The 12,094-nt window shown below is 66.8% G+C and carries 12 protein-coding genes; 5 read left to right on the plus strand and 7 right to left on the minus strand.

The features are described from left to right. Positions 1–178 precede the first annotated feature (178 nt). Together XINFAN_RS12365 and XINFAN_RS12370 are read right to left on the minus strand one after the other, a co-directional pair. Positions 179–1,108, minus strand: coding sequence for an MYG1 family protein (locus tag XINFAN_RS12365; RefSeq protein ID WP_124087179.1), 930 nt, complete (start codon positions 1,106–1,108; stop codon positions 179–181). Positions 1,109–1,581: 473 nt separating this feature from the next. Then, positions 1,582–2,148 carry an HNH endonuclease gene (locus XINFAN_RS12370; RefSeq protein WP_124087180.1) on the minus strand — a complete coding sequence of 189 codons (567 nt, stop codon included), beginning with the start codon at positions 2,146–2,148 and terminating at the stop codon, positions 1,582–1,584. A 453-nt stretch (positions 2,149–2,601) separates the two neighbouring features. Here XINFAN_RS12370 and XINFAN_RS12375 point away from each other — a divergent pair, with 453 nt between their 5' ends. Continuing rightward, positions 2,602–3,066 carry a lytic transglycosylase domain-containing protein gene (locus XINFAN_RS12375; RefSeq protein ID WP_124087181.1) on the plus strand — a complete coding sequence of 155 codons (465 nt, stop codon included), beginning with the start codon at positions 2,602–2,604 and terminating at the stop codon, positions 3,064–3,066. A 149-nt stretch (positions 3,067–3,215) separates the two neighbouring features. Here XINFAN_RS12375 and XINFAN_RS12380 read toward each other — a convergent pair whose 3' ends face one another. After that, the gene (locus XINFAN_RS12380) at positions 3,216–4,841 is read right to left on the minus strand and encodes an alpha-D-glucose phosphate-specific phosphoglucomutase (RefSeq protein WP_124087182.1); all 1,626 of its coding nucleotides are present in this window, start codon (positions 4,839–4,841) and stop codon (positions 3,216–3,218) included. 251 nt (positions 4,842–5,092) lie between these two features. Between XINFAN_RS12380 and XINFAN_RS12385 the strand changes: the two genes are divergently transcribed. Further along, positions 5,093–5,527, plus strand: a complete 435-nt coding sequence (locus XINFAN_RS12385; protein ID WP_124087183.1) for an RrF2 family transcriptional regulator — start codon at positions 5,093–5,095, stop codon at positions 5,525–5,527. 9 nt (positions 5,528–5,536) lie between these two features. On the opposite strand, the gene XINFAN_RS12390 is transcribed toward XINFAN_RS12385, so the two are convergent. The 3 genes from XINFAN_RS12390 to XINFAN_RS12395 all read right to left on the minus strand — a co-directional run bounded on the left by XINFAN_RS12390 (position 5,537) and on the right by XINFAN_RS12395 (position 6,447). Further along, on the minus strand, positions 5,537–5,878 hold the full coding sequence (locus XINFAN_RS12390; RefSeq protein WP_124087184.1) for a TfoX/Sxy family protein: 342 nt from the start codon (positions 5,876–5,878) through the stop codon (positions 5,537–5,539). Between the two features lie 83 nt (positions 5,879–5,961). Next, entirely contained in the window at positions 5,962–6,129 is a 168-nt protein-coding gene (locus XINFAN_RS21740) for a hypothetical protein (protein ID WP_160144606.1), read from the minus strand. 126 nt (positions 6,130–6,255) lie between these two features. Next, positions 6,256–6,447 (minus strand): heavy-metal-associated domain-containing protein, encoded by a 192-nt coding sequence (locus tag XINFAN_RS12395; RefSeq protein WP_124087185.1) that lies wholly within the window; start codon positions 6,445–6,447, stop codon positions 6,256–6,258. Between the two features lie 141 nt (positions 6,448–6,588). Here XINFAN_RS12395 and XINFAN_RS12400 point away from each other — a divergent pair, with 141 nt between their 5' ends. Next, the gene (locus XINFAN_RS12400; protein ID WP_124087186.1) at positions 6,589–8,955 is read left to right on the plus strand and encodes a heavy metal translocating P-type ATPase; all 2,367 of its coding nucleotides are present in this window, start codon (positions 6,589–6,591) and stop codon (positions 8,953–8,955) included. Continuing rightward, positions 8,952–9,371 carry a Cu(I)-responsive transcriptional regulator gene (cueR, locus tag XINFAN_RS12405; RefSeq protein WP_124087187.1) on the plus strand — a complete coding sequence of 140 codons (420 nt, stop codon included), beginning with the start codon at positions 8,952–8,954 and terminating at the stop codon, positions 9,369–9,371. Before XINFAN_RS12400 ends, cueR begins: the two co-directional genes overlap by 4 nt. A gap of 57 nt (positions 9,372–9,428) precedes the next feature. Here the strand turns inward: cueR and ndk are convergent, their stop codons facing one another. Further along, a complete protein-coding gene (gene ndk, locus XINFAN_RS12410) occupies positions 9,429–9,851 on the minus strand; it encodes a nucleoside-diphosphate kinase (protein ID WP_124087188.1) in 423 nt (140 codons plus the stop codon). 281 nt (positions 9,852–10,132) lie between these two features. Between ndk and XINFAN_RS12415 the strand changes: the two genes are divergently transcribed. After that, the gene (locus XINFAN_RS12415) at positions 10,133–11,983 is read left to right on the plus strand and encodes an ABC-F family ATP-binding cassette domain-containing protein (RefSeq protein WP_124087189.1); all 1,851 of its coding nucleotides are present in this window, start codon (positions 10,133–10,135) and stop codon (positions 11,981–11,983) included. Positions 11,984–12,094 lie beyond the last annotated feature (111 nt).

The following is a 12,094-nucleotide window of genomic DNA, read 5'->3' on the forward strand; positions in this document are numbered from 1 at the left end:
ATGGCATTCACCTGCTCCGCATGAACCGCTTCACATCACTCGGGACGCCAGAGACCGTCCGCATGCGCTGAAAATATCTGGGAAAGGGACAAGTCCGGCATCAATCCGAATAGCTCAAAAAAGCCTATATATTGCTTTCTCCATATGTCATCCCGACCATCCAGTTTAATCTTGTCGACTATGTGGATAAGCTCGCCTCGCGCACAGCGATCGTCGACATCCGGACGACGGCCTCACGCGAAGCTGCAACGGCGATGAACCGCCCGTTGTGGCAGAAGCGCGCGCCCTGAACACCAGACACCCGTTCAAGCTCGGCATCGGTCAGGCCGGCCCATGCCGCCGGCAGATCGGCACGCTGTTCGAACCCGTCCCCGGATTTGCGGATGCCGGTCAACGCCCAATCCTTGTCTCGGGGATGAATGACAAACAGCAGATGATCCGCGCCGGCCTTTTCGATCGCGGCGCGGAAGGGCATTCCCCGCGGCAACTCCAGAACCCTTGAGGCACCAGCATCGGCAATGGCCTGCAGGACCACGGCCTCGGCGCGGTATTTGGCGGCCTTGCGATGGATCGCCGCCTCGACGAAGGCCCGCGCAATGTCAAGGGCTGTATGGAAGGCGCGGGTTTCCGCCTCGGGATCGGGATCGTCAAATACCGGCTTCAGTGTGTCCAGCAAGACAGGCAGCGTCAGATCCGCGAGCAAAGGGCCGGCAACAGACGGGTTGAGCGCGCCATTGTCCATGAGGTCGACCGGCAGCACGAAGTCTGCATCAAATTCGCGGTGGATCTGCTCGACATGCGCCTGTGGAACTCCGGAATCACAAAGGTAGTCGCGCCCGTAATGCCGCCAGATCAAGCCAAAGGAGCTGTAAGGCTGCCCGTCATCGCGCAATGGCGCGTCGCGCTGGTGATGATCAAAGATCATCGCTTCGGCGTCACAGGCCCGGCCGACATCATAGACGATCCGGTCGGGGGCCGGGCTGATCCAAGCGTCATCGCGGCTGCGAATGATCTTCGCTTCAGAAAACAGCCGCGCCAGCACTGCGGTCGAAAGCAGCTCATCAGCATGAAAGCCGCCGGAATGGGTGACAAGGAATGATATGGTCATCGGGCCGCCCTTTCAGATCATCAGGTCAGATACTGACCCGATATCCGTTGGCGTGTAACTCAACCTTAAGCGCCTGTCGCCCGTCAACATCATCTCGGCCCAACGGGGGTCCACCATCTTGCCGCGCTCCCGGACAGAATCTTTCCGAAGTTCGGAAAGGCGTAACCACAGGAGATAGAAAGATAATATGCCGAACCTGCAAATCGGTTTTCCGATCTGCCTTGCCGATCTTCGATGACCGAATCGATCATTGAAACGCGCCAGAGCCTCGTGTGCTTAGGGCTACAGAACTCGCTCAACCACCGCCCCGATCAGTTTGACCTGAGATCAGGGCCAACCAAATTTTCGAGGCATGTCAGCAGAGAATTTGCCGAGAACCGGCAAATTGTGAATCCGATGCATCATTTCCTGCACCATAAACCCCGTTTTGGTGAGATTTATGGTGTGTTTTACAAGCATCCGCCTGCCTGGGCTCAGCCCTCCAGCTCCGCATCCCAGTAGAGGAAGTCCATCCAGGTCTGATGCAGATCGCCACGCGGCACCGGCAGGCTGCGCGCGGCACGGTCGAGCTGGTGGACCGTCGGCTCGAAGGGCGGCCGCAGGAGTTTCATCCCGGCCTGGGCAACCGTCATGCTGCCCTTGCGCAGGTTGTCGCGCCCGCAGGCGGCGACGATGTTGGTCCAGTTCGACTGGCCGCCCCGGCTGCGCGGCACCACATGGTCGAAGGTCAGATCGCGGGCCTCGAACTTCCTGCCGCAATACTGGCAGGTGAACTGGTCGCGCAGGAAGACGTGATAGCGGGTGAAGGCCACCTTCTTGCGTTTGCGGTAGCTTTTCAGCGCCACCACCGCCGGCACCTCGAACTCGCGCGAGGCCGAGCGGATCACCACGTCCTCATAGCTCTTGACCTGAACCACCCGCTCCTGATGGACCGCGACGAAAGCGTCCTCCCAGGACCAGACCGACAAAGGCGCCCAGCTGAGCGGCTGCATATCGGCGTTCAGCACCAGGGTGCGCAAGCCGGAAAGCGAAGGGCTCATGCTGCCGCCCTCCGGCGCCGGACATGAAAAAGGCGCGTCCCGATGGCGCGCCCCGACATGAATTCCGCAATGACAGGCCAAACGGCCCGGAGAGGGCGCTGACTCTGGCAATGCCAGAGGCGCTGGAACGGGTGGCGCTCCGCCGCGGCGGTGCCGCTCTTCAATCCCGGGTCTCTGCCTTCCATCCCGTCTGGCCCCTGCCTGTGACTGGTCTGGCCGCACCCCTCTGGTCCGGTCGGGTGCAGGCGGAAGACCCGCCTGCGCTCAGGCCGACTATATCTGGGCGCGACGCCTGCGCAAGCCCCTGGGAACGGTGGGGCCCGATCCCTTCCTGCCCCGCCCCTGCAACAGGGTCATGACAGAGCGGCGCTCCGCCCGCCTCTGGGCCGGGACTTGCTCGCCGCGCCGCATCCGCCTATGGATTTGCCCCGAACCGCTCAAAGGACCGGACCCATGCCCCTCTCGCGCCGTGCCGTTCTGATCCTCGCCCCGCTGGCGCTTGCGGCCTGCGGCAGACGCGCCGCCCCGGTCGAGACGCATCGGGGCGATCTGAACCCGGGCGAGACGCCACAGATACGGGCGCTGATCCGGCGCTATGCCGCGCAGCACCAGATCCCCGAGAGCCTGCTCCATCGCGTGGTGCAGCGCGAGAGCAAATACAATCCCGGCGCCCGCAACGGCCCCTATTACGGGCTGATGCAGATCCATCCGCAGACCGCGCGCACCATGGGCTATACCGGCGCGCCCGAGGGGCTGCTCGATGCAGAGACCAATCTGCAATACGGCGGCAAATATCTGCGCGGCGCCTGGCTGGTGGCCGACGGCAGCCAGGACAAGGCGATCATGTGGTATTCCAAAGGCTATTATTACGAGGCGAGGCGCCGCGGGTTGTTGCGCGAGACCGGCCTCAAGGCCTGAGCGCCGCGCGCCCGGCCCGCGCCGGATGCCTCCGGCGGGGGTATTTATCTCAGGATGAAAGGCCCTTTCACCCTGACCCAAATACTCTGGGGGAGTCCGCCGCAGGCGGACGGGGGCAAGGCCCCCCCTGCCCGGCCGGTCTGAGGCGATCAGGTCACCACATCCGGTGCGCTTCGGCCGGTATGGCCTGCGATATCCGCGATCTCATGCGCGGCCCGGATGACCGGAGCCAGCGCCTGTTGCGGATCCTCGTCCAGCCCTTCCGGTCCGGCGGCGTAGCGTTCGAGATAGAGCCGCAGCGTCGCGCCTTCGGTTCCCGTGCCCGAGAGGCGGAACACCGCGCGGGCGCCCTTACCGAACAGGATACGGATGCCCTGGCCTTCCGAGACCGAACCGTCCACCGGGTCGCTATAAGCGAAATCGTCGGCCGCCTCGACGGTCAGCCCGGCGAAGCTGCGGCCCTTCAGCCCCGGCAGCGCGGCGCGGAGCGCGGCGAACAGCGCCTCGGCGCGGGCGGAGTCGATCGCCTCGAAATCGTGGCGGCTGTAGTAGTTGCGCCCGAAACGGGCGAAATGGGCGGCGAGGATCTGCGCCACGCTTTCCCTGCGCACCGCGAGGATGTTCAGCCACAGAAGCACCGCCCAGAGCCCGTCCTTCTCGCGCACGTGATCGGATCCGGTGCCGAAGCTCTCTTCGCCGCAAAGCGTGGCGCGGCCGGCGTCCAGCAGGTTGCCGAAGAATTTCCACCCCGTCGGCGTCTCGTACTGCGCGATCCCGAGGCTCTCGGCCACCCGGTCCGCCGCAGCCGAGGTCGGCATCGAGCGCGCCACCCCTTTCAGCCCCGCCCGGTAGCCCGGCGCCAGATGGGCATTGGCCGCGAGCACCGCGAGACTGTCCGAGGGCGAGACATAGATCCCGCGCCCCACCACCATGTTGCGGTCGCCGTCGCCGTCCGAGGCGGCGCCGAAGTCGGGCGCGTCGGGGCCGGACATCTCGGCCATCAGCGCATGCGCCCAGGTCGGGTTCGGATCGGGGTGCATGCCGCCGAAATCCGGCAGCGGAACCGCATTCGCCACCGTGCCCGGCGCGGCGCCAAGGCGGTTTTCCAGGATCTCTTTCGCGTAAGGTCCGGTGACGGCGCACATCGAATCCATCCGCATCCGGAAGCCCGAGGCGAAAAGCGCGCGGATCGCGGCGAAATCGAACAGGCTCTCCATCAGCGCGGCGTAGTCGGCGACCGGATCGACCACATCAACCTGCATACCCCCAAGGCGGCTGCGCCCGGGGCGCGAGAGATCCACGTCTTCGGCCTCCAGGATGCGGTATTCGGCGATTTCCATGGTGCGGCGGAAGATCGCTTCGGTCACCGCCTCGGGGGCCGGGCCGCCGTTCGGCATGTTGAATTTGATGCCGAAATCCTCGTCCGGGCCGCCCGGATTGTGGCTGGCCGAGAGGATCAGCCCGCCGTCGGTCTTGTTCAGCCGGATCAGATGGCTCGCCGCCGGGGTGGAGAGCAGCGCCCCCTGCCCCACGATCACCCGCGAAGCCCCGTTCGCCGCCGCCATGCGCAGGATCACCTGGGCCGCGCGGTCGTTGAAATACCGCCCGTCACCGCCGAGGACGAAAGTCTTGCCCGCCGCGTCCACCACATCGAACACCGACTGGACGAAATTCTCCAGATAATGACGTCCCATGAACACCCGGGTCTTCTTGCGCAGCCCGCTGGTGCCCGGCTTCTGGCCGGAAATCGGCGCGGTGACGACGGTGGTGATCATCCGGTCTCTCCTGTGGTCGCGGGCGCTCTGTGCTGTCAGCAAGGGCCGCGCGGTGTCAAGCACCAGTTCCGGGCCGGGCGCGGTATCGGGCAGGGTCAGGCCGATTGCGGCGCCCCGGGCGCGCGGTCGCCGGCCTGGTCCTCTCCTGCCCGGAAAAAAGACATATCTGATCTATGTCATGGCGCAGACCGTTTCGCGCGGGTCAGATTCCCCGAAGTTCTGTCGTATCAGTGGCCGGAGGAGACCAGCCGATGCATCTTACCATGCGCACGTCGCTTGCGATGAAGACCCTGATGTTCTGTGCGGTGAATCAGGGCCGGATCGTGCGCCGTCACGAGATCGCCGAGGCCTGCAACGCCTCTGAAAACCATCTCGCCCAGGTGATCTACCTCCTGGCGCAGCAAAAGTTCCTGCACACGATCCGCGGCCGGGCGGGCGGGCTGATGCTGGCCCGCGACGCCACGCAGATCAACGTGGGCGAAGTATTCCGCCGTTTCGAGAAGGTTCTGCCGTTCAGCGAATGTATCGGCCAGACCGACGGCAAATGCGCGCTGATGGGATCGTGCCGGCTGTCCTGCGTCCTGGCCGAGGCACTGGCGGCATTCTATGCCAGGCTCGACCGCACGACGCTCGCCGATCTGGTGGACGGCAATACTTCTCTCGGCCAGCAGCTCAAGGTCGCCTGAACCGCCGGTTCAGCCCGCCCGCGCCACCACGCCGATCTGCCGCAGCGCGGCGTCGAGTTCGCTCAGCCGCCCTGCGTCGGATTGCCGCGCGGCGGCGCAGATCTCGTCGAACCTGCAGCGGAGCGCCTTCTTCTCTTCGCCCTTGCAATCGTTCCAGGGCCGGCCCTGCAAGCCCATCACCAGCACGTAATAGCTGATGAAATGCGGCCGTGCGCCGCTCTCCACCAACTGCCGGTAGCCCTCATCCGCCCCGAGCGCGCGCAACTGATCCGCGCTGCGGATTCCCGCGCGGGCAAAGGCCGCTTCCGAGGCCGGGCCGAGATTGGGGATCGAGGAAACCGGGTCTGTCATCGCGCAAGGTTCGTCGGAAAGGAAACGGGGCCAGCCTCCCGGCTGACCCCGTTGGCGTCAGGACGCTGCTTGTCCGGATGGGCTCAGATCGAGGCCCAGTCGTTGAAGATCGGTTTGCCGCCCTGCTGCTGCTGTTGCTGGGGCGCGCTGCCCTGCTGCTGCGAGGGCTGTTGCGAAGGGGTGTTGCTGCCACCCTGCTGTTGTTTCGTTGCCATCTGCTGCTCCACGGATGAACCTGCCGTTTTCCTCATCTGCTCCTTCCTTCGGGCAAGAACAAGCGGCTGATTCGTCATAAATGCGACGGGAATGTTCACATGTGCGGCACAGGCCACACCCTGCCGCGCAGGCCGTCCGAAAGCGTCACGGACAGGTCGATTTCAGCCCGCGACCCGGGCGGGAAACCCCACCGCCGCCAGCGCCGCGATCAGCGCCTCGGGTCCCGCGCCCTCGGCCCGGACCTCGCGCGCGGCCAGATCGACCTCGACCAGGGTGGCGATCGGCTTCAGCGCGGCCTCGACGCTGGCCTTGCAATGGCCGCAGCTCATATCGGGAACGGAAAGAACGGTCATGGCGGTCTCCTTTCCCGGCCGATATGGGGCTTGCCCCCACCGGAAGGTCAAGCCCCCGTCCGGCGCATTGCGGATATGTCGCGGGCGGGATTGACCTTCCCGTGACTGGAATCCCCATATGGGATTCCGAAAGGAAATCCGATGCCCGATTCTGAGACCGCCCGCCTTCAGCTGGAAGGGATGAGCTGCGCCTCCTGCGTGGGGCGCGTCGAGCGCGCGCTGACCGCCATTCCCGGCGTGGAAAGCGCCAGCGCCAATTTCGCCAGCGGCGAGGCGCGGGTCGGCTTCCGCGCCCCCGCCACCCGCGAACAGATGGGCGCGGCGCTTGCCGCCATCGGCTATCCGGTGGTGCGTCCCTCGGTGACGCTGGCGGTCGAGGGGATGACCTGCGCCTCCTGCACCGGCCGGGTGGAGCGGGTGCTGATGGCGCAGCCCGGGGTGATCTCGGCCCGCGCCAATCTGGCCACCCGCCGCGCCACGGCAGAGATGTGGGAGCCGCGCGATCCCGCGACCCTCGCCGCCGCGATCAGCAAAGCGGGGTTCAGCGCGCGCCCCCTGGACGAGGCGGCGCCCCCCGTCCCGGACGAAGCCGCGCTCTGGCGCGAGGCGCTGATCGCGGGGGCGCTGACCTTGCCGGTGTTCGTGACCGAAATGGGCGGCCATCTGATCCCGGCCTTTCACCACTGGCTGCATATGACCTTCGGCAACCAGGCACTCTGGCTGATGCAGTTCGTGCTTTCGGCGCTCGTGCTGATCTTCCCGGGGCGGCGCTTCTTCCTCAAGGGCGTGCCCGCGCTGCTGCGGGCCGCGCCGGATATGAACAGTCTAGTCGCCCTCGGCACTTTCGCGGCCTTCGCCTATTCCACGCTGGTGCTGTTCGCGCCCGCGCTGATCCCCGAGACCGCCCGCGCGGTCTATTTCGAGGCCGCCGCGGTGATCGTCGTGCTGATCCTCGCGGGCCGCGCGATGGAGGCCCGCGCCCGCGGCCGCGCCGGCGCCGCCATCGCCGGGCTGATCGGATTGCAGCCGAAAACCGCCCGGCTGGAGGACGGATCGGAGATCGCCGTCTCGGCCCTCATCCCCGGAATGCGCGTCAGTCTGCGGGCGGGCGAGCGGGTGCCGGTCGATGGCACCGTGCTTTCCGGCACCTCGGCGGTGGATGAAAGCATGCTGACCGGCGAGCCGCTGCCGGTCGCGAAAGTCGCGGGCGATCACGTCACCGGCGGCACGGTGAACGGCACCGGATCGCTGATGATCGAGGTGCGCGCGGTCGGCGCCGATACGGTGCTCGCCCGCATCACCGCCATGGTCGAGGAGGCCCAGGGCTCGAAACTGCCGGTCCAGGCGCTGGTGGACCGGATCACGCTGTGGTTCGTGCCCGCCGTCATGGCGGTGGCGGCGGTGGCGGTCGCCGCCTGGCTGATGGTGACCGGCGATATCGCGGCGGCGCTGGTCGCGGGGGTCTCGGTGCTGATCATCGCCTGCCCCTGCGCCATGGGGCTGGCGACCCCGGTCTCGATCCTCGTCGGCACCGGACGCGCGGCGCAGATGGGGGTGCTGTTTCGCCGCGGCGAGGCGCTGCAACGGCTGGCCGATGTCACCCATATCTCGTTTGACAAGACCGGCACGCTGACCGAGGGCAGACCCAGGGTCGTCGGCGTCACCGGCCCCGACTGGCTGCTGCCGATGGCGGCGGCGGTCGAGCGCGGCAGCGAACACCCGCTCGCCAGCGCGATTCTGGCCGCGGCCGGAGAGGCCCCCACAGCCTCGGATTTCACCGCCCGCCCCGGCTATGGGGCCGAGGCGACGGTGGAAGGCGCCCGCATCGGCGTCGGCGCCGCGCGGATGTTCGCCGCCATCCCCGGGCCGCTCGCCCGGGAGGCGGACGCCGCCGCCCTGCGCGGCGAGAGCCTCGTTTATGTCGCGAAAGACGGCGAAGTCGCCGGGCTGATCCGGGTCGCCGATCAGGTGAAACCCACCTCGGCCCGCGCCATCGCCGCGCTCGGCGAGGCCGGGATCACCCCGGCGATGATCTCGGGCGACACCGAGGGCGCTGCGCGCGAGGTGGCCCGCCGGATCGGCATCTCCGAGATCCACGCCGGCGTCCTGCCCGAGGGCAAACAGGCGCTGATCGCCCGGATCGGCGGCGGTTTCGTCGGCGACGGGATCAACGACGCCCCCGCCCTCGCCGCGGCGGATGTCGGCATCGCCATGGGCTCGGGCACCGATGTGGCGATCGAGGCCGGAGACGTGGTGCTGATGCGCGGCGACCCGCTGGCGGTGGCCTCGGCGCTGAAGATCAGCCGCGCGGTGCTCAGGAACATCCGGCAGAATCTCGCCTGGGCCTTCGGCTACAACGTCGCGCTGATCCCGGTGGCGGCGGGGCTGCTGGTCCCGTTCGGCGGCCCGCAGCTCTCGCCGATGCTGGCGGCGGGGGCGATGGCGCTTTCGTCGGTCTTCGTCCTGTCCAACGCGCTCAGGCTGCGTCTCATCCGGGAGGTCGCATGAACATCAGGGAAGTTGCGGAGCGCGCGGGCCTGCCCGCGAAAACCATCCGCTATTACGAAGAAATCGGCCTGATCCGCCCCTTGCGCGCCGCCAATGGCTACCGCGCCTTCCGCGACAGCGACCTGCACAAACTGACCTTCCTCGGGCGCGCGCGGTCGCTGGGCTTCTCCATTGAGGAATGCCGCGCGCTGCTCGCGCTTTACGAGGACCAGTCCCGCGCCAGCGCCGATGTGAAGGCTTTGGCCGAGCGCCACCTGGGCCAGATCGCCGAAAAGATCGAAGAGCTGAAGGCGATGCAGGCCACGCTCGCCGATCTGGTGCGCTCCTGCGCCGGGGACCACCGGCCCGATTGCCCGATCCTGACCGGACTAGCCTCGGGCAAAACCTGCTGCACAGACGAAAAAGCGCGCCCCTGACGGGGCGCGCCAAATTCCTTCAAAGGAATTTGCAAAAATCTTCGAAGATTTTTGCGCTCAGCCGACCAGTTCGAGACCCGAGAAGAAGAAGGCGATCTCGCGCGCGGCCGAAGCCTCGCTGTCCGAGCCATGGACCGAGTTCTCGCCCTTCGACAGCGCGAATTCCTTGCGGATGGTGCCGGCATCGGCCTGGGCCGGATCGGTCGCGCCCATCACTTCGCGGTTCTTCGCGATGGCGCCCTCGCCCTCCAGCACCTGCACCACGACCGGCTCGGACGCCATGAACGCGCAAAGCTCGCCGTAGAACGGGCGTTCGCTGTGCTCGGCGTAGAATGCGCCGGCCTGCTTGTCCGACAGGTGGATGCGTTTCGAGGCGACGACGCGCAGACCGGCGTCCTCGAATTTGGCGACGATCTTGCCGGTCAGGTTGCGTTTGGTGGCATCGGGTTTGATGATCGAAAGGGTGCGTTCGACGGCCATGAGCCTCTCCATGGGTTGGGGCCGGATCGCGGCCCGAATTCGTGAGCGGGCTGCTAGCACGGGGCGGAGGCGAAGAAAAGTGGGGGCCCCGTCCATCGGTTTCCCGAACCGATGGCGAAACCGACGGCCGACCCGGGATAGTCAGAGACAGAAAATAAGCAAAGCGCGCAGGTCATTTTCTGTCCTTAAATATCCCCGCCGGAGGCATTCGCGCCTGCAAGGCGCGGACAACTTCTTACGCCCGGTTGACCTTGCCCCGGGGCCAGGGCAAGCCGGGCGCCATGCTCAGGATCTCGGACATCAGCTATTCCGTCGAGGGCCGTCCATTGTTCGACGGCGCCTCGGCCACGATTCCCACCGGCCACAAGGTGGGCCTCGTCGGCAGGAACGGCGCCGGCAAGACGACCTTGTTCCGGCTGATCCGGGGCGAACTCGCGCTGGAAGGCGGCGAGATCGTTTTGCCCGCCCGTGCGAAGATCGGCGGCGTGGCGCAGGAGGTGCCGGCCTCTGAGGATACCCTGCTCGACACGGTGCTTGCCGCCGATACCGAACGCGCCGCTCTGATGGCCGAGGCCGGGACCGCCGAGGACCCCGGCCGGATCGCCGCGATCCAGGCCCGACTCGCGGACATCGACGCCTGGTCGGCCGAGGCCCGCGCCAGCGCCATCCTGCGCGGCCTCGGGTTCGAGCCCGACCAGCAGCTCATGCCCTGTTCGGCCTTCTCGGGCGGCTGGCGGATGCGGGTCGCGCTGGCGGGGGTGCTGTTCGCGCAGCCCGACCTCTTGCTGCTCGACGAGCCGACCAACTATCTCGACCTGGAAGGCGCGCTCTGGCTGGAAGGCTATCTCCAGAAATACCCCCACAGCGTCATCATCATCAGCCATGACCGGGGCCTCCTGAACCGCGCCGTCCAGGGCATCCTGCATCTCGACAACCGCAAGCTGACCTACTGGCAGGGCGGCTACGACCAGTTCGCCCGCCAGATGGCCGAGCGCCGCGCCGTCCAGGCCGCCGAGGCGAAGAAGGTCGAGGCCCGCCGCGCCCATCTGCAAAGTTTCGTCGACCGTTTCAAGGCCAAGGCGACCAAGGCCGCCCAGGCCCAGAGCCGGGTCAAGATGCTGGAAAAGCTGACCCCGATCACCGCCCCCGAGGAAGCCGCGAAGACCGTCTTCACCTTCCCCGAACCCGAGGAACTCTCGCCCCCCATTCTGACGCTCGACGGCGCCTCGGTCGGCTATGGCGGACCGCCGGTCCTGCGGCGGCTGGCCTTGCGCATCGACCAGGACGACCGGATCGCGCTTCTGGGCCGCAACGGCGAGGGGAAATCGACGCTCTCGAAACTGCTCGCCGGCAAGCTGCGCGAAAGCGAGGGGCGCGTGACGCGCTCGTCGAAGCTGCGGATCGGCTATTTCGCCCAGCATCAGGTGGACGAGTTGGTGGTCTCGGACACGCCTTTGCAGCATGTCCAGCGGCTGCGCCCGGAAGAACATCAGTCGAAACTGCGCGCGCGGCTGGCGGGTTTCGGCCTCGGCGCCGATCAGGCCGAGACCGCGGTCGGGCGGCTTTCGGGCGGACAGAAAGCGCGGCTGTCCTTGTTGCTCGCCACCATCGACGCGCCGCATCTCCTGATCCTCGACGAGCCGACGAACCATCTCGACATCCAGTCGCGCGAGGCGCTGGTCGAGGCGCTGACCGAATATTCCGGCGCGGTGATCCTCGTTTCCCACGACATGCACCTCCTCAGCCTCGTCGCCGACCGGCTCTGGCTGGTCAGAGGCGGCCAGGTCGCGCCCTTCACCGGCGATCTGGAGGACTACCGCCGCCTGCTCATGACCCCGGACGAGCCCGCGAAACCGCTGCGGCCGAAGGCGGAAAAGCCGAAGGCCGCAGGGCGCGAGGAAATGCTGGCGCTGAAGGCCGAACTGCGCAAATGCGAGGAGCGGCTGGCAAAGCTGGAGGAGATGCGCGGAAAGCTCGCCGACAAGCTCGCCGATCCCGCGCTGTACGAGGACGGGCGCGCGGGCGATCTGGAGGTCTGGAACCGCAAATATGCCGAAGTGGCCGAGGCGATCACCCGCGCCGAATCGCTGTGGATGGCCGCGCAGGAGAACCTTGAGAAAGCGAATTCCTGAATCCGGCGCAGAGACCAACGGTCTCTGTTCGATATTGCACAGATAAACCGGATTGAAATTCTTCCGGTGCGGTAAGACATAGAGTGCAGCGAAATCGCCGCGCTGCGGCAG

The sequence above is a fragment of the Pseudogemmobacter humi genome (genome assembly GCF_900609055.1).
GTDB classification, from domain to species: domain Bacteria; phylum Pseudomonadota; class Alphaproteobacteria; order Rhodobacterales; family Rhodobacteraceae; genus Pseudogemmobacter; species Pseudogemmobacter humi.